Origin of the sequence: Pseudoxanthomonas daejeonensis, from assembly GCF_010093205.1 — a bacterium.
Lineage (GTDB): Bacteria > Pseudomonadota > Gammaproteobacteria > Xanthomonadales > Xanthomonadaceae > Pseudoxanthomonas > Pseudoxanthomonas daejeonensis.
Genome location: NZ_PDWN01000001.1, coordinates 293,095 through 310,644, shown reverse-complemented (window position 1 = coordinate 310,644; position 17,550 = coordinate 293,095). Strand labels below are relative to the sequence as shown.

The following is a 17,550-nucleotide window of genomic DNA, read 5'->3' as shown; positions in this document are numbered from 1 at the left end:
AGGAGTGTCGTTGCGCAGGCGTGGAGCCGGATCGGACGGCGATACCGTGGTTCCGGCGATGGCTGGTGTCGATGACACCGATGGTCAAAGGCAAAACTAACAGCGCCCCGGAGGGTTGGCATCTTGCAGCGCAGCACCTTGGACGCACGCGATCGGTGCACTCCGCCGGGCCGGACCGCGCGGGCGGCGGACAAAAAAAGCCGGGGCGGTCGGGCCGCCCCGGCTTGCATCACGACTGCATGGACAGGATCAGAACGTGTAGCGCATGCCCAGCAGGAAGGTGCGGCCGGTCTCGCTGTATTCCAGCGGCAGCGAGACGTTGGGGTTGGAAACCCACGATTCCTGCGGCTCGTTGGTCAGGTTGCTGCCTTCCAGGCTGAGCTCGACGTTGTCGGCCAGCTTGTAACGGACCGAGGCATCGAGCACCGTGGTGCCGCTCTGGCCGTGAACGCCGTTGGCCGCGCTGTTGAAGCCGGTCTCGGTACCCGGCACCTGGATCAGGAAGTCGTCGCGGTTGGTCGCCGAGATGCGGCCGGAGAAGCGCTCGCCTTCGTAGAACACGGTGGCGTTCCACGAATTCTTCGACTGGCCGGTCATCGCGGTCTTCTGCGCGGCGACGCCGCTCGACAGCAGGTACTGGATCTCCGAATCGACGTAGGTGTAGTTCAACTGCACGCCGAAGTTCTGCCAGATGCCCGGCAGGAAGGTGAACGGCTGGGTGTAGTTGAACTCCAGGCCGGTCAGGTCGCCGCCGGGGGTGTTGATCGGCACGGTGAACACGAACTCGTCGTTGACCGTGGCGGTGGTGCCGTCGAGCAGGCTGGCCGGCAGGCCGCTGTCGGCGTAGACGCGCGATTCGCGGGTGTTCTGGATGAAGCTGTCGATGTCCTTGTAGAACACCGCCAGGCCCAGCATCGCGCCTTCGTCGAAGTACCACTCCAGGCCCAGGTCGGCGGTCGTGGCGCGGGTCGGATCCAGCAGCGGATTGCCGCCGCTGACCGTGCGCGCGCTGCCGCTGACGCTGACGGTGACGCCCGGGGTCAGGCTGCCCAGGCCCGGACGCGACATGACTTCGGCGGCGCCGAGGCGCAGCAGCAGGTCGGGAGTGAGCTCGGCGACCAGGTTCAGCGACGGCAGGGTGTCGCTGTACTCGCGATCGACCGTGACCGCCGTCGGCACGCCGCTGGCGGTGGCGATGCCGGTGGAGGACTGCTTGGTCTTGACGTAGCGCACGCCGAAGTTGCCCGACAGCGGGATCGAGCCGAGGTCGGCCGCGAACTGGCCCATCAGCCAGGCGCCGCGGTCTTCCTCTTCCACGCTGCGGTCGCTGGGCGCGTAGTTGGACAGGGCGAAGGTGCCTTCGCCGCTGAGCACGCCGAACAGGTCCACAATCTGGTCGAAGTTCGGGACGACCCAGGTGCCCGGGTTGCCGGTCATGCCGCGCAGGCTGGCCAGCTCGGTCATGTTGGCCGGCACGACGGTGGTGCCGCCGGGGAACGTCGGCACGATGGTCTCGGTCGCGGTGCGGCGACGCTCGATCGAATCGAAGCTGTAGTCCTTGGCCTGGATGCCGCCCTTCAGGGTGAAGGAGGGGCCGAACACCCAGCTGAAGTCCAGCTCGCCGGTGTCGAACTCGTTGGTGACGTAGTTTTCGCGCAGGCGGATGGTGGACAGGGTCCAGCCGTTCGGATTGGTCGGGCTGACGCCGTAGTTGAACACCGGCTTGTTCATGTTGCCGCGGTAGTCGTAGCTGTAGCCGTCGACGTCCAGCTTGTCCATCATGACCGTCGCCTGGACCGGGTTGCTGTGGTCCGACTTCGAGGTGCCGATCTTGCCCGACAGGGTGAAGCTGTCGGAGAACTCGTGTTCGCCATCGAGGCTGATCTGGTGGAACTCGGTCGCCCACTCGTCGTAGCGGTGTTCGGCGCGGATGTCGACGTTGTCCATCTGCGCGTAGACCAGGCCGCCGTTCTGGACGACGCCGTCGTTGACCAGGATCTGCGACTTGCCGGCCGCGCCGGTCTTGCTCAGGCCGTTGGCCTCGATGTACTTCTCGCGGCGCTCGGCGTCGATCTTCGAGTACAGCATGTCCAGGTTGAACTGGGTGCTGTCGGTCGGGCGGAACTGCAGCGCGCCGGTCACGCCCAGGCGCTGCTGGTCGTGCTCCATCAGCGTGTAGCGCGGGAAGCGCGGCGCGAAGACGTCGGCCTGCAGCGCCGGCTTGAACGCCGAGTTCGGGTTGAAGCCGCCGTTGGCCGGGCCGTTTGCCCAGCGCACCGTGCCGGAGCCTTCCTCGACCGTCTCGCGCTCGGAGTAGGCGACCGAGAGCAGCGCGCCGAACTTGCCGTCGGCCCAGGTGTCGGCAATGATGCCGGCGAAGCGCGGGCTGGCGGCGCCGGCGGCGTCGTTCCAGCTGGCCTGCACGTTGGTGACGGCGGTGAAGCCGTCATAGTCGAACGGGCGCGCGGTGCGCAGGTCGACCGTGGCGCCCAGCGAACCTTCGTCCACGTCGGCCGATGCGGTCTTGCGCACCACCAGCTGCGAGAACAGGTCCGAAGCGAACACGTTGAAATCGAAGCCGCGGCCGCGGTTGGTGCCGCCCTGGCCGTCGGTGCTGCCGACCGTGCTCAGCGCTTCCAGCCCGTTCAGGCGCACGCGGGTGAAATCCGGGCCCAGGCCGCGGACGGTGATCTGGCGGCCTTCGCCGCCGTCACGGCTGATGACCACGCCGGGGATGCGCTGCAGCGACTCGGCCAGGTTCAGGTCCGGGAACTTGCCGATGTCCTGGGCGACGACCGCATCGACCATGCCGATCTCGCCGCGCTTGATGTCCTGCGCACGCTCGAGGCTGGCGCGGTAGCCGGTGACGACGATGGTGTCCAGGTCGGTCGCCACTTCGGCGGTCGCCTGCGGCGCCGGATCCTGCGCCGCAGCGGCTTCCTGGGCGAACGAGGACGGCATGTAAAGCGCGAGGCCGATCGAGGCGGCCAGCAGGGTAACCGGTGTCTTCCGGCGAGTGTTCCGGGTGTGCATATCCCCTCCCAAAGGAAATACGGTGAATCGCGAAGGTCGGAATGGCTCAGGTCCAACGGATGACACCGCTGGTCAAACGGGAAGCTAACACCTGCCGCCAGCCGCATCATCTTGCAGCGCAGCAAGGGATGGTCCGACGCCATCTGGTGATCCGCGTCCGGCCGGCTAGAATTGACACCGCTGGTCAGCGGCAGCCCACGCGGTGGGACATGCCACCATCCGTGCCGTAAACCGGCACTCAGGAGAAGGGAAGATGGCGCGTGTCGTGTGTTTCGGGGAACTGCTGCTGCGCCTGAGCGCGCCGGGTCGTGAACGCCTCCTGCAGAGCCCGCAGCTGGAGGTTCGCATCGGCGGCGCGGAGGCCAACGTGGGCGTGTCGCTGTCCTGTTTCGGCCACGGCGTGGCGGCGGTAGGCACGGTGGCCGACAACGCGCTGGGCGAAGCGGCAACCGGCGAGTTGCGCCGCCATGGCCTGGACACCCGCGGCATCCGCAAGGTGCCCGGGCGCATGGGCCTGTACTTCCTCGCACCGGGTGCGATCCACCGCCCGGCCGAAGTCCTGTACGACCGGGCGGGTTCGGCCTTCGCCCTGGCCGCCGCTGACGCCTACGACTGGCCGGCGCTGCTGCAGGGCGCCGACTGGCTGCACCTGTCCGGGGTCACCCCGGCGCTGGGCGCCAACACCGCCGCCGCCGCGCTGGCCGCGGCGCGCGCGGCGCGCGCCATGGGGGTCAAGGTGTCCTTCGACGGCAACTTCCGGCCCAAGCTGTGGGAAGTGTGGAAAGGCGATGCGAAGGCGATCCTGTCCGAGCTGATGGCCGAGGCCGACCTGCTGTTCGCCGACTACCGCGACATGGGCGTGGTGCTCGGCGGCCAATACCCGCAGGCCGACGCGCTGGAGCGGGTGCAGGCGGGCGCAGCCGACGCCTTCGCCGCATTCCCGCACCTGAAGTGGATGGCATGCACCATCCGCGAACCGCGCAACGTCGACGCACATGCGCTGTCGGGCGTACTGGTCGGCCGCGACCAGGGCACCGCGCTGGCGCCGCAGGAGGAAGTGGGCCCGATCGTGGACCGCATCGGCGGCGGCGACGCCTTCGCCGCCGGCGTGCTGCACGGCCTCATCAAGGGCTGGGCGCCGGAACGCACGATCCGCTTCGGCCTGGCTGCCGGCTGCCTGAAGCATTCAATCCCGGGCGACTTCAACCTGGTGTCGGAAGCCGACGTCGAGGCGCTGGTCGGCGAAGGGCGCTACGACGTGAAGCGCTGACGCGCACCGTCTCGGATCACCGGGCACGGGCGGCTTCGGCCGCCCGTTCCGCATCCCCCTCGACGCACAGGCGGTAGCGAGCACGTTCGCTACAGGCGCGCGCTTTGCCCATACACTCGCGACGCGGGGGCAGGAGGGCGACCGGTGAATCTTCCAGAATGCCTGCGCGTGCTGGCGCTGCCGGTGATCCAGGCGCCCATGGCCGGGGTGCAGGACGAAGAACTCGCCATTGCCGTGTCACGGGCCGGAGGCCTGGGCTCGGTGCCCTGCGCGCTGCTCGACGCCAGGGCACTCGGGCAACTGCTGGGGCGGATCGCGCCGCTGGCCCTGCCCATCAACCTCAACTTCTTCTGCCATGCGATGGCCGCGCCGCGAGCTGCGGACGAAGTGCGCTGGCGCACGGCGCTGGCGCCCTACTACCGCGAGCTGGGCCTTGAACTTCCGGCGGAAACAGGCGCCGGTGTCCGCCGCCCGCTCGATGCATCGACGGTGGACCTGCTGGAGCCGCATCGTCCGCAGATCCTCAGCTTCCACTTCGGCTTGCCACTGGCCCACCTGGTGCAGCGGATCAAGGCCTGGGGCGCGACCATCCTCGCGTCCGCCACCTCGCTGGAGGAAGGCCGCTGGCTCGAGCGAAACGGCGCCGACGTCGTCATCGCCCAGGGCATCGAAGCAGGCGGCCATCGTGGCGGCTTCCGCTCGCAGGCGCCCGTGCCGCCGCCGTCCACGCGCGAGCTGGTGGTCCAGCTCCGTGCACGGTTGCGCGTGCCGGTCGTGGCGGCGGGCGGCATTGGCGACCATGGCGATGTCGAGGTCCTGCTCGCAGCGGGCGCGTGCGCCGTCCAGGCCGGCACCGCCTACCTGCTGTGCAGGGAAGCGACCACCACTGCAGTCCACCGCGCCGCACTGGAGCGGATCCCGATCGACACGGCACTGACCAACCTGTTCAGTGGCCGCCCGGCACGCGGGATCGTCAACCGGCTGATGCGGGATCTCGGAGCGATGTCCGACCTGCCGCCCCCGTTTCCCTGGGCCTCGCAGGCGCTGGCGCCGTTGCGGGCGCGTGCCGAAGCGATGGGTCGCGACGACTTCACGCCCCTGTGGTCCGGGACCGTGTCATGCCGGTTCCGCAACGTGGACGCGGCGGCGATCACCCGCTCGCTGGGGGGCGCAGCCCGGGAATCGACGGCGTAGCGTCGTCGATTCGCGTACGCCTCAGATGATCCGCAACGTGATCGCCTTGAGCACGGCGCGGGTGCGGTCGCGCGTGCCGAGCTTGTCCAGGATGGTGGACACGTAGTTCTTCACCGTGCCCTCGGCCAGGAACAGGCTGCGGGCGATCTCCTTGTTGGAGTAGCCGCCGGCGAGCAGGCGCAGGATCGCGACCTCGCGCTCGCCGAAGGTGTCGGTGGGCGGCGCCTCGTCATGGAAGCGGTAGCGCGCGCGCACCGGGTCGGTGCTGACCGGCGCGAGCAGGGTTTCGCCGGCCGCCACGCGCATGATCGCCTCATGCAGGTCTTCCGGGGCGGCGTCCTTGAGCAGGAATCCCTGCGCGCCGGCTTCGCGCGCGCGCAGCAGCAGGTCGCTGTCGTCGAAGGTGGTCAGCAGCAGGAACGGCGTGCGGTCGCCTTCGTCGCGCAGTTCGCGCAGGGCGGCGATGCCGTCCACGCCCGGCATGCGGATGTCGCTGAGGACCACGTCCACCGGTTGCATCAGCAGCGCGTCCAGCAGGCCCTGGCCGTCTTCGGCTTCGAATGCGACCTCGATGCCCAGCCGTTCCAGCAGGGCGCGCAGGCCGGCGCGGATCAGGGCCTGGTCGTCGGCGAGCGCGACGCGCAGCGGCCGTTCCATCGTGCTCATGCCGGGAGCAGGGCCCGCAGGCGCAGGCCGCCCTCGGCGGTGCGCCCGACCTCGAGGGTGCCGTCCAGGGCAGCAAGCCGCTCGCGCATGCCGGACATGCCGTTGCCCTCGCGGATCTGCGCGCCGCACTGGCCGTCGTCGTGGATGTCGATGCGCAAACGCTGGTCCTCTGTTTCGATCCGCAGCCATACCCGGTCCGCACCGGCGTGCCGCGCTGTGTTGGTCAGGGCCTCCTGCGCCAGCCGCAGTACGGTTTCGGCCACGGCTGGATCGGTGACCCGGACTCCGGGTGCGATTGTGAGTTGCAGCGCCGGGCGCGGGAAGGGGGCGGCGAGCGCGCGCAGGGCGGTGGCCAGGTCCAGGCCACGGTCATCGCGCAGCGACTGCACGACCTGGCGGATGTCGGCCAGCAGCTCGCCGGACAGGGATTCGGCGATGCGCAGTTCCTCGCGCCCGCCCAGCGCCGGATCGGCGACCAGCACGCGCAGGTTCAGGCGCATGGCGGTGAGCTTGTGCCCGGCGACGTCGTGCAGCTCGCGGGCCACGCGCAGGCGCTCGGCATCGCGCGCGCTGTCGGCGAGCAGGGCCCGGGTGGCCAGCAGGTCGGCGTTGACCCGGGCCAGCGCGTCGCGCGACCCCTCGGCCGAGCGGGCGTAGTGCACGCAGATGGCCGCAAGCCCCTGGAAGCCCATGTTGATCAGCACCATCGACAGCGGCGAGTCGAAGCCGGATCGACGCACCAGGAGGTAGAAGCCCGCATTGGCCAGCAGTCCGGCGGCGATGGCCGCGCGTAGTGGCCATATCGCGAACAGGCAGGCGGCCCAGATCACCAGCAGGACCTGGGCGGTGCCGACCTTGCCGGAGAACGCATTGAGAGCCATCGCGACCAGCGGCATCGCCACCAGGACCAGGTGCTGCGGAATGCGCCGGTGCTCGGGCAGCAGCTGCAGCACCAGGAACAGCACCAGGAAGAAACCCAGCAGCACGGCCGCGGGAAGGCGCTGCGCGGGATCGACGAAGCGCAGCGAATAGCCGACGGTGAGCAGGGTCAGCAGCCCGGCGAGCGGGAGCGGTTGCAGGAGGGTCCGGAGCATCTGGCGCATGCGCGCATGCTCCGGTGGTGGCGCGCGCCTGGCAATGGCCGGCGATCAGGAAGTGACTTCCGGCACCCGGCGTGCGCCGCGCGGGTCAGCCCTCCGGCAGGGCCTGGCGCAGGCGGTCGATGCCATCCCACGGATCCTTGCGCAGCCGCGCGGCTCGCTGCCGCGCCTTGTCCAGGGTGAATTCGCCCGGGCCGGCGACGCGCGACAGCTCCTCCCAGCGCAGGGGCACGGCGACGGTCGCATGCTCGCGTGCACGCAGCGACCAGCTGGCCACGCTGGTCGCGCCGCGGGTGTTGCGCAGCCAGTCCAGGAAGATGCGTCCCTGCCGCTGCGACTTGCGCGCGCTGGCCAGCCACCGTTCCGGTGCGTGGGCTTCCATCGCGCGGGCGAACGCCTCGCAGAAATCGCGCGCCTGCTCCCAGGGCGAGGCCGGCACCAGCGGAACCACCACATGCAGGCCCTTGCCGCCGCTCATGCGCAGGAAGCCTTCCAGCCCCGCCTCGCGCAGGCGCGCGCGCACCTCGCGTGCGCCTGCGCGCACCTGCTTCCAGGTCACACCGTCGCCCGGATCCAGGTCGAACACGAGCCGGTCGGCGTGTTCGGGATCGTCCACCGTCGAGCCCCAGGGGTGGAACTCCAGCACGTTCATCTGCACCAGTTGCAGCAGGCCCGCGTCGTCGTCGATCCAGACGTAGTCTTCCACCCCGCTCTTCTGCCGCAGCGGCAACGCGTGCACCGCCTCGCCGAAACCGGCGCCGTGGTGCTTCTGGAAGAAGCATTCGCCCGCCACGCCGTCCGGGCAGCGCACCAGCGACAGGGGCCGTCGCGCGACGTCGCGCAACAACCAGGGCGCGATGGCCCGATAGTAGGCGGCGACGTCGCCCTTGGTCAGGCCATCGGCGGGAAACACCACCCGCTCGGGGTGGGTGATGGTTACCGCATCCTTCGGCGGCGCCTTCGTCGCATTCCGGGGCGAGGTGCGCGCTGTCCTGCCAGGCGCCTTCGCCGGCTTCTCCGGCGAGGTCTTCGACCGCTTGGGCCTGGCGCCCGTGCGCGTCGAAGCCGATGCGCCTGGTGTGGTGAGATCGGCCATGCGTTTGTCCTCCCGAAGCTTGCGGAAGCTGGCCTGGCGCAGCAGGCCTTCCTTGGCCCAGCCACGAAACGCCACCTCCACCACCAGTTGCGGCCGCACCCACTGCACGTTGCGCACGCTCAGCGGCACGTGCGCGGGCAAGTCCACGCTCGCCGTGTCCGTCGCCAGTGCGCGCATGCGCCGGTACATGTCGCGCAGCGCGGCGTCATCGAGGCCGCTGCCCACACGGCCGACATAGCGCAGGCCGCCGGCCTCGGGCCGGGCCAGCAGCAGCGAACCGAAATGCGCGCGCGCGCCCTTGGGCTTGGTGTAGCCGACCACCACGAATTCGTCGCCCTGCTCGTGCTTGACCTTGATCCAGTCCTGGCTGCGGCCAGCGGCGTAGCGGGCATCCACGCGCTTGCTGATGATGCCCTCGAAACCGGCCTTGCCGCTGGCGGCAAACACCTCCGCGCCATGTCCCACCACATGGTCGCTGTAGGCGAGGGTGCCGACCTCGTCGCCCAGCAACTGCTTCAAGAGCTGCTTGCGCTCCAGCAGCGGCGCATCCGCCAGGTCCACGCCGGCCAACCCGGGAAGGTCGAACACGACGTAGCGCAGCGGTTGCCGCGAACTGCCCTCGAGCACGCGCTGGAGCGCGGAGAAGTCGCTGCTGCCGCGCGCGTCCAGCACCACCAGCTCGCCGTCCAGGCGCACATCCGATACCGGCAGCGCCGCGACCGCACGCGCCACCCCGGGCACGCGGTCCGTCCAGTCCAGGTCGTTGCGCGAGCGCAGCTTCACCACGCCATCGACCACCTCGGCGAGCAGGCGGTAACCGTCCCACTTGATCTCGTGCAGCCAGCCGTCACCGGCCGGCGCCGCGCTGCGCAGCGTGCACAGTTCCGGCGCGAAGCCTGGCGGATGCGGGTGATCGCGCGCGCCCGGCAGGGCCAGGGCGCGACGATGCCAGAGGGCGTCCTGCCGTCGCGGCGTCTTGTGCCGCGGCTGGCCGCGCTGCGCGGAGGGCGTGCTGCGCGTCGCCGCCGTGCGGGGTTTCGCCGTGCCGCGTGCGCCACGGGTCCGGGCCGAAGGCTGGCCGACCAGGTCGTCCGCTTCGGTATCGGCGGCGTGGGCATCGCTTCGCTTGATCAGCAGCCACTGCGGCTGCCGTGCCTGCTTCCCGGTCCGTACCAGTTTCCACGCGCCCTTCAGCTTGCCGCCGTGCAACTCGAAGTCGAGCTTGCCGCTGGCGATCGCCAGCAGCGGATCGCCCTCGATCACCCAGGTACCCCGGTCGAACAGGTCGACGTGGCCTGCGCCGTAGTGGCCTTCCGGGATGTCGCCCTGGAACCCCGCATAGTCCAGCGGGTGGTCCTCGACCTGCACGGCAAGGCGCTTCTCGCCGGGGCGCAGCGACGGGCCCTTGGGAACCGCCCAGCTCTTGAGCACGCCATCGGCTTCCAGCCGGAAATCGTAGTGGCGACTGGACGCGTGGTGCAGCTGCACGACGAAGATGGGCCGCCGCGCCGCGCCGCGTCCGCGCGCGCCGCCGCGCGGTTCCGGCGTGGCGGCGAAATCGCGCTTGCGGTCGTAATCGTGCAACGACATCGGCGCTTACCCGGTCTTGCGCCTGGCCGTGGTCTTCCTGGCGGGAGCCTTCTTCGTGGCCGTCTTGCGCGCGGCCTTCTTCGCTGGCGCCTTGGCGGCCTTCGCTGCGGCCTTCGCCGGCGTCGCCGCAGGCTTCCTGGCGGGCGTGCGTTTCTTGGCGTCCAGGCTCTGCTTCAGCAGCGACATGAAGTCCACCACGTTGGTGGCCGCTTCTTCTTCGGGCTCGTCCGCGTCTTCGAATTCGGTGGTGTTGCCCTTGCCCTTGATCCGCTTGCGGATGATCGCCTGCAGCCGGTCGCGGAATTCGTCCTTGTAGTCGTCCGGCACCCACTTGCCGCTCATCGAGTCGATCAGCTGCTCGGCCATCTGCAGTTCCTTCGGGCTGAGCCGGTAGTCGGATGCCTTGCCGGCCGGCAGCGGATAGTCGGCCGGGTCGACCAGCTCCTGCGGGTAGCGCAAAAGCATCAGCACCAGCGCATCGCCCTGCGGCAGCACGGCAGCCAGGTACTCGCGGGTGCGGATCACCACCCGGGCGATGCCCGCGCGCTTGCTGTTGCGCAGGGTCTCGCGCAGCAGCACGTAGCCCTTCTCGGCCTTCTTCGCCGGAACAAGTACGTAGGGCTTCTCGTAGTAGCGCGGGTCGATGTCCGCCGCATCGATGAAGGTCTCGACCTCCACCGTCTCGTGGCTCTCCGGCGCGGCCGCCTTGATGTCCGCCTCTTCCAGCACGACGTAGCTGCCCTTGTCGTACTCGTAGGCCTTGACGATCTCCTTCCACGGAACCTCTTCGCCGGTCTCGGCGTTGACCCGCTCGTAGCGGACCGGCTTGCGGTCGCGCGAGTCGAGCATGCGGAAGTGCAGGTCTGTCCTGCGCTCGCCCGACATCAGCGAGACCGGCACGTTGAGCAGGCCGAAGGACAGGGTGCCGGTCCAGATCGGTCGGGCCATGGCGGGTTCTCGCGTCGCGACGGGAGCGCAGCGTTTCACGCCCGGTGTCAGGCGATCGTGATGGCGGAACAGCGCCTCACGATGGCATCACCACCGGATCACGCGCCCTTTCCGCGGCCGGCGCGAGCATGGCCGCTTCAACCGGCGAGGCATCGGCCATGGCCACGCGAGACCGCAAGGATCCCCCCGAACCGGGCTGCACCCCGGCCGAGGAAACCGAACTGCAGCGCAAGGTGCGCAAGCAGCACGAAAGCCGCAACCAGGACGAGGCGCTGGAAGAGACGTTCCCGGCCAGCGACCCGGTGTCGCCCTTCGTGCCGGCCAAGCTGCCCGATCCGAAGTAGGCGGGCAGGAGCAAAAAAAAACCCGACCGGAGCCGGGTTCCGGGGCGGCGACGGCGCGCGTCAGCCGCGGCTCACCGCGGCCACTGCCTTGGCCACGTATTCCAGGTTGCCCTGGTTGAGCGCGGCCACGCAGATGCGGCCGGTGCCCACCGCGTAGATGCCGAACTCGTCGCGCAGCCGGTCGACCTGGGCCTTGCTCAGGCCCGAGTACGAGAACATGCCGGCCTGGCGGCGGATGAATTCGAACTCCGGATGGCCAAGCGCGGCCAGGTTGTGGACCAGTCCATCGCGCAGGGCGTGGATGCGCTCGCGCATGCCGGTCAGTTCCGCTTCCCACACCGCACGCAGTTCCGGGCTGGTCAGCACGCCGGCCACCAGCGAGGCGCCGTGCGCCGACGGGCTGGAGTAGATGGTGCGGATGATGCGCTTGATCTGCGACTGCACGGCCTTGGCCTCGTCGGCGGTCGGCGCGACGATCGACAGCGCGCCCACGCGCTCGCCGTACAGCGAGAACGACTTGGAATAGGAGCTGGCGACGACGAAGCTGTCGATGCCGGCGTCGACCAGGATTCCGATCGCGGCGGCGTCCTCGGCGATGCCCTTGTCGAAGCCCTGGTAGGCCATGTCGACGAACGGGAACAGCTGCCGTTCCTTGAGCAGCACGGCGACCTGCTTCCATTGCGCCACGCTCAGGTCGGCGCCGGTCGGGTTGTGGCAGCACGCATGCAGCAGCACGGTGGTGCCCGGTTGCAGCTTGCCCAGGTCGGCGAGCATGCCGGCGAAATCCAGGCCATGGCTGGCCGCGTCGAAGTAGGTGTAGTCCATCACCTCGAAGCCGGCCGCGCCGAACACCGCGCGGTGGTTCTCCCAGCTCGGGTTGCTCAGCGCCACGGTGGCGTGCGGCAGCAGCTTGCGCAGCAGCTCGGCGCCCACGCGCAGCGCGCCGCTGCCGCCCACGGTCTGGGTGGTGGCCACGCGGCCCGCCGCCAGCAGGGGCGAATCCTTGCCGAACAGGAGCTCCCGGGTGGCCTGGGTGTACGCCGGCAGGCCGTCGATCGGCAGGTAACCGCGCGGGCGGGCGGCGGCGGCGAGCGACTGCTCGACCTGCTGCACCGCCTTGAGCAGCGGGATGCGCCCCTGCTCGTCGTAGTAGATGCCAACGCCCAGGTTGACCTTGGTGGTGCGGGAGTCGGCGTTGTAGGCCTCGGTCAGGCCCAGGATCGGATCGCCCGGTACCAGTTCGACGTTCGAGAAGAAGGACACGGCTTGGCTCTGTTTTCGTTAGGGGGAGGCATGTCGGCGCCCGCGTGATGCAGGGCGGAAAGGGGCGCGAACCGCACGCGCAATGCTATCAGGCCACTGTCGCGGCCTCGACCGTTTCCCCTGTGACCGAGCCCCATGGCCACCGGGCGTGTGTCAGAACCGGTAGATCGCGCCCAGGCGCAGGCCGCTGTTGCGCAGTTCCAGGTGGCCGGTGAACGCGTCGCGATCGGTGCGCGCGTTGATGTTGCTCAGGGTGTAGTCCAGCAGCACGCCGATCCGATCCCGCGGGAACCACTCCAGGCCAGTTCGCACGTAGGTGACGTCGCCGTCGATCCCGTTGATCTCGGTGGAGAACCAGCCGGCGTCGGCGACGATCCGCCAGTCCTCGGCCGGGGTCCAGCGCCACGCGGCGCCCAGCGTCGGCGCGGGCAGGTCGGCGCTGACGGCGTCCTCCAGCCCGCCGCTGCCGACCGGCCGGCCGTTGACGTCCGCTTCCAGTTCGATGCCCAGCTCGATCCGGTACCAGGTCAGGCCCACGCGCGGCCCCAGCGCCCACGTCTCCTCCGAGAAGCCCCACCAGGTGTAGTAGGCCTCGACCGCATCCACGTCGTAGTGCCCACGCACGGTGGCGGAGGCCTGGTAGAGGTGGTCCTCGAACACGATGTCGCGCTCCAGGCGCTTCTCGCTTTCCACGCCGTTCTGGAAATACAGCAGGCCGACCTCGTGCCGGCCGAAGGGGCGCCAGCTCACGCCGAGGAAGCCGATCGTGTCGTCCTTGTCCAGGCCGAGGTCCCGCGACAGGTCGATGGGGGTGCCGTCGAAGGACGCGCCGTCGGCGCGCACGCGGGTGTCGAAGCGGGTGACGTAGCCGCCGATGCTGACGCTGAAGGTGTCCAGCGGTTCGACGGCGGAGGCGGCGCCTGGCAACAGCGAAAATGCGGCCAGCAGCATGCACTTGGTGCGACGCGACGCGTATGGCATGGGATCCCCAGGTCCGTGGCGGGACCGCGGAGCCGCGATGATGGCGCGGTTGATCCGCGGAGCAGCTTGCGCGCCGACTATACCTGCGATCGTGCGCGCCCGAGCCGGCGTGGTGGCGGTGCCGGGCTCATGGCTGCCATTCGATGCCCAGCAGCAGGCTGCGACCGGCGCCGGGTTCGTAGAAGCGGCCGTTGGCTTCGTTGACGATCACCGACCCGATGTAGTGCCGGTCCAGCAGGTTGTCGATGCGCGCGAAGCCGCGCAGGCGGCCGCGTCCCGGCGTCCAGGTGCGCGCCGCTTCAACGTGCAGCAATCCATAACCGGGTGACGATTCGGTGCCGCGATCATCGACCGGCACCGCGCCGACCGCGGAAGTCTCCAGCGCCGCTTCCCACGCTGCGTCCTGCCATTGAAGGCGGACCTGGCCGAAGCGCTGCGGAACGCCGGGAATGCCGGTGCCGGCGGCGACCATCGCGTTCGGCGTGGCGCAGGTGCCGGCACAGACCGGGAATGCGTCGCGGAAGTGCGCGTCCAGCCAGGTCGCGGCCACCTGCAGCGACCATGCGTCCGCCAACGGCAGGCGTGCGGAGAGCTCGCCGCCCTGCCGACGCGCACGGCCGACGTTGCGATAGCTGCTGCGCCCGCCGCTGTTGCGCGCGACCGCCAGTTCGTCGTCGGTGTCGGCGCGGAACAGCGCCGCTTCCAGCGCCGCGCCGGTGGCCTTGCGCCACTTCATGCCGAACTCGAGGTTGCGGCTGACTGCGGGGCGCAGGTCGAATGCCAGCCCGGCGCCGCCATCGGCGCGGTAGGCCAGCTCGTTGAAGGTCGGGGTCTCGAAGCCGCGCCCGGCCGATGCGTACAGGCGCAGGTCTTCGTGTACCGCGAAGGCCAGGCCGGCCACCGGCGTGGTCTGCGCGTACTCCACCCCGCCGCTGTCGTCGGGGTTGCCTGCATTGACGTAGTGGTCGGTAGAACGGAACCGCACCGTGCTGTGGCGCGCGCCGGCCTGGAGCGACCAGCGTGGGGCGAACTCCCACCACGCCTGCGCGTACTGGTCGAAGCTGTCGACCACGTCGCGCTGGTCACGGCGCAGTGCGCCACGCACGCCGGTCGTGGTGGCGCCGCCATCGCGGACGAAGTTCTCGTAGCCGCGCCGCTGCTGGCGCTGGCGGTCGGCGCTGGCGCCAAGGGTGAACTCGAGCGTGCCGGCGCCGGCCTGGCCCTGCCAGCTCGCGCGCACGTCCATGCCGCCGTAGGTGCTGTCCAGGTCGACCACGCCGCCGCCACTGAGCGTGCTGGCCTGGGCGGCGACCGGCACCGCCAGGTACTGGACCACATCGCGGGCGCCACCGTGGCCGGTCACGCGCAACTGTCCGGTCCGGCCCAGCGGTTGCCGCCAGCTGGCGCCCAGCTGGTCCTGGCCGACCGACTTGCGCGTGTCGAACTGCAATGCGGCCGCGGTGGCCTGGCGGGGATCGGCCCGTACCTGTGCCCGGTTCAAGCCCAGCGGATCCTGGGCATGCGGTGCGTTGAAATGGTTGCCGACCAGCTCCAGCCGGCCGCCGCCGTCAAAGTCCCGATGCAGCTTCAGGTTGGCCGACTCGCGCCGTGCCGCGCTGTGCTCGCGATAGCCGTCGGTATCGAACGCCGATGCCGCCAGGTGGTAGCCGGTGGCGCCGGCAAACCCGCGTACGCGAGCGCTGGCGGACACGGTTCCATAGTGTGCGGCGGTGCCGCGGAAGTCCGCCTGCACCGGGTCGGTACCGTCGGCGCTCCACAGCTGGACCACGCCGCCGGAGGAGTTGCCGTACAGCGCGGAGAACGGCCCGCGCATCACCTCGACCCGGTCGCCGGCGGCCAGGGCGAAATGCGACAGCTGGCCCTGCCCGTCGGGCATGGTCGCGGGGATCCCGTCGGCATACAGGCGCACGCCGCGCACGCCGAAGGTCGAGCGCGCGCCGAAACCGCGGATCGAAAGCTGGGTGTCCTGCGCGAAGTTCTGGCGGTCGCGCGCCAGCACCCCGGGCACGCCCCCGAGCACTTCGGACAGGTTGACCTGCGCCCGCTTCGAATCCACCAGGTCGATCGCGTCGAGCGAGGCGGGCAGTTCGAAGGCCGGTGCCGAGTCGATCCTGGCGGTCACCATCACGCGTGGCAACGGCGTGGCGCCATCGGTGGCGCACGCGAGTGCAGGGACGGCGGCAAGGAGCGCGCAGGCGGCGTTGCGCCGGATCCGGGGAGTCATGTCTTGCAGTGTAAGCGGGGCGGACGTGAGCCGATGTCCACGCACGCGTGTCCTGCATCACCTCGACGCGAAGTCGACGGCTCAGAACCAATCACCATCATTCCAATCGGCCATGTGCATCTTCCGAACGGTTGCCATGGAAAGTGCGTCGGATAACCCGCACTTTACCTGTCCCGGCGAGGACGCGGGTCTACTGCGTCCTCGCAAAGGCAGGAGGGCGCGGACATGCGGATCACGATCATCGGTGCAGGTTTCAGCGGCAGCGTGCTGGCCACCGAACTGGCGCGCTGTGCGCCGTCCGGCGTGGACCTGTGCCTGGTCGGTACGCCCGACGGCTACGGACGCGGCGTGGCCTACGGCGAGGCCCGGCCGGAGCACCTGCTCAACGTGCGAGCACGCGAACTGGGCGCAACCCAGGACCAGCCGGCCGAGTTCGCGCGCTGGCTCAACCTGACCCGGCGCGCGGAGGAGAGCTTCCTGCCGCGGCTGGTCTATGGCGAATACCTGTACTCGCGCCTGCAGTCGGCCGCGCAGGTCTCGCTGGCCGGCTTCAACCAGGTCGCCCGGGAAGCGGTGGCGATCGACCGCGAAGGCGAGGCGTTCCGGGTGACGCTGGCCGACGGTTCGGACTTCCTCACCGACAAGGTGGTGCTGGCGGTGGGCACGCTGCCGCCGCAGCGGCTGCAGGGCGTGGGGCCGCGCCTGCTCGTGGACCCCGGGTACGTGGCCTGGCCGTGGCAGCGCAACCTGCGCGGCGAGGATGCGCTGGCACGCGTGCCCAACGATGCGCGCGTGCTGATCATCGGCACCGGCCTGACCATGGCCGACACCGTGGTCACCCTGCTGCGTCGCGGACACCAGGGCCCGATCACCGCGTTGTCGCGCCACGGCCTGCTGCCGCATCCGCACCTGCCCGAACCGGGGCCGGCGATCGCGCTGCCGCCGACCGTCCTGCACGCGCTCAACAGCGCCGATGTCGCCCTGCTGCTGCGCGCGCTGCGCAGCCTCGCGCCGATCGTGCCGGACTGGCGTGGCCTGGTGGATGCATTGCGTCCCTACCTGCAGGGCTACTGGAAGACGTTGCCCGACGAACAGCGCGGGCGCTTCCTGCGGCACCTGCGCTCCTACTGGGAGATCGTCCGCCACCGGATCGCGCCCAGCGTGCATGAAGAGCTGCAGGCGCTGCAGGCGCAGGGGCAGCTGCGCATCCGCGCCGGTCGCCTGCTGCGGGCGAGCCGGGGCGAAGCGGCCGTGGAAGTGCTGGTCCGCGACCGGGGCCAGGCGCATGCCAGCGCAGAACAGTACGACGTGCTGGTGCGCGCCACCGGCCTGGATACCGATATCGAGCGCACCAGCCATCCGCTGGTCGGGCAGTTGCGCGACGCCGGCACGATCAGCGCCGATCCGCTCGGCCTGGGCCTGCGCGCGACCGCCCAGTTCGAGGCGCTGGACCGGCACGGTGCGCCGGTGCGCGGCCTCTACTGCATCGGCCCGCTGCTGCGCGGGCAGTTGTGGGAGATCACGGCGGTGCCGGAACTGCGCGTGGCGGCGCGGCAGCTGGCACAGCAGCTGCTCAGGAATGGTGTGGCGGCGAAAGCGTACCAACCGCGTGCGCGCGAGCCGGCGCTGCGAGTGGCGGGCGCCGGCGGCTAGGCCGCCGAGGCGCCAGCTCTTCCCGTAGGAGCGGGCATGACCGCGACACCGACACAGCCAAAACCACCGGCCGTCGTTCCTGCGTGCAGGCCATGCCAGCAGGAACCACGCATCGCATCTGGTGGCCGCCTCGGTGTCGCGGTCATGCCCGCTCCTACGACAGCCGC

12 protein-coding genes are annotated in these 17,550 nt (G+C 70.1%); 4 read left to right on the top strand and 8 right to left on the bottom strand.

The genetic code is table 11. The annotated features are described in order from the left end of the window. Positions 1 to 249: 249 nt before the first annotated feature. Positions 250 to 3,033, bottom strand: a complete 2,784-nt coding sequence (locus CSC65_RS01365; RefSeq protein ID WP_162408165.1) for a TonB-dependent receptor — start codon at positions 3,031 to 3,033, stop codon at positions 250 to 252. Between the two features lie 253 nt (positions 3,034 to 3,286). Between CSC65_RS01365 and CSC65_RS01360 the strand changes: the two genes are divergently transcribed. Both CSC65_RS01360 and CSC65_RS01355 read left to right on the top strand, forming a co-directional pair. After that, entirely contained in the window at positions 3,287 to 4,303 is a 1,017-nt protein-coding gene (locus tag CSC65_RS01360; protein ID WP_162408164.1) for a sugar kinase, read from the top strand. A gap of 144 nt (positions 4,304 to 4,447) precedes the next feature. Next, positions 4,448 to 5,497: an NAD(P)H-dependent flavin oxidoreductase gene (locus CSC65_RS01355; RefSeq protein WP_162408163.1), complete on the top strand. Its 1,050-nt coding sequence runs from the start codon at positions 4,448 to 4,450 to the stop codon at positions 5,495 to 5,497. Between the two features lie 21 nt (positions 5,498 to 5,518). Here CSC65_RS01355 and CSC65_RS01350 read toward each other — a convergent pair whose 3' ends face one another. From CSC65_RS01350 to ku, 4 genes are all read right to left on the bottom strand, one after another. Next, positions 5,519 to 6,154, bottom strand: coding sequence for a response regulator transcription factor (locus tag CSC65_RS01350; protein ID WP_425501293.1), 636 nt, complete (start codon positions 6,152 to 6,154; stop codon positions 5,519 to 5,521). Positions 6,155 to 6,159: 5 nt separating this feature from the next. Beyond that, the gene (locus CSC65_RS01345; protein ID WP_162408161.1) at positions 6,160 to 7,266 is read right to left on the bottom strand and encodes a sensor histidine kinase; all 1,107 of its coding nucleotides are present in this window, start codon (positions 7,264 to 7,266) and stop codon (positions 6,160 to 6,162) included. An 85-nt stretch (positions 7,267 to 7,351) separates the two neighbouring features. Then, positions 7,352 to 9,949 carry a DNA ligase D gene (gene ligD / locus CSC65_RS01340; RefSeq protein WP_162408160.1) on the bottom strand — a complete coding sequence of 866 codons (2,598 nt, stop codon included), beginning with the start codon at positions 9,947 to 9,949 and terminating at the stop codon, positions 7,352 to 7,354. 6 nt (positions 9,950 to 9,955) lie between these two features. Then, positions 9,956 to 10,897: a non-homologous end joining protein Ku gene (gene ku / locus CSC65_RS01335; protein ID WP_162408159.1), complete on the bottom strand. Its 942-nt coding sequence runs from the start codon at positions 10,895 to 10,897 to the stop codon at positions 9,956 to 9,958. Between the two features lie 158 nt (positions 10,898 to 11,055). Here ku and CSC65_RS01330 point away from each other — a divergent pair, with 158 nt between their 5' ends. Continuing rightward, positions 11,056 to 11,241 carry a hypothetical protein gene (locus tag CSC65_RS01330; RefSeq protein ID WP_162408158.1) on the top strand — a complete coding sequence of 62 codons (186 nt, stop codon included), beginning with the start codon at positions 11,056 to 11,058 and terminating at the stop codon, positions 11,239 to 11,241. 60 nt (positions 11,242 to 11,301) lie between these two features. On the opposite strand, the gene CSC65_RS01325 is transcribed toward CSC65_RS01330, so the two are convergent. From CSC65_RS01325 to CSC65_RS01315, 3 genes are all read right to left on the bottom strand, one after another. Then, positions 11,302 to 12,504: an amino acid aminotransferase gene (locus CSC65_RS01325; RefSeq protein ID WP_162408157.1), complete on the bottom strand. Its 1,203-nt coding sequence runs from the start codon at positions 12,502 to 12,504 to the stop codon at positions 11,302 to 11,304. 153 nt (positions 12,505 to 12,657) lie between these two features. Next, positions 12,658 to 13,485 carry a hypothetical protein gene (locus CSC65_RS01320; protein WP_162408156.1) on the bottom strand — a complete coding sequence of 276 codons (828 nt, stop codon included), beginning with the start codon at positions 13,483 to 13,485 and terminating at the stop codon, positions 12,658 to 12,660. A 127-nt stretch (positions 13,486 to 13,612) separates the two neighbouring features. Next, positions 13,613 to 15,730 carry a TonB-dependent receptor family protein gene (locus CSC65_RS01315; RefSeq protein WP_162408155.1) on the bottom strand — a complete coding sequence of 706 codons (2,118 nt, stop codon included), beginning with the start codon at positions 15,728 to 15,730 and terminating at the stop codon, positions 13,613 to 13,615. Between the two features lie 225 nt (positions 15,731 to 15,955). Here CSC65_RS01315 and CSC65_RS01310 point away from each other — a divergent pair, with 225 nt between their 5' ends. Further along, positions 15,956 to 17,383, top strand: a complete 1,428-nt coding sequence (locus tag CSC65_RS01310; RefSeq protein WP_162408154.1) for an FAD/NAD(P)-binding protein — start codon at positions 15,956 to 15,958, stop codon at positions 17,381 to 17,383. The last annotated feature ends 167 nt before the right edge of the window (positions 17,384 to 17,550 follow it).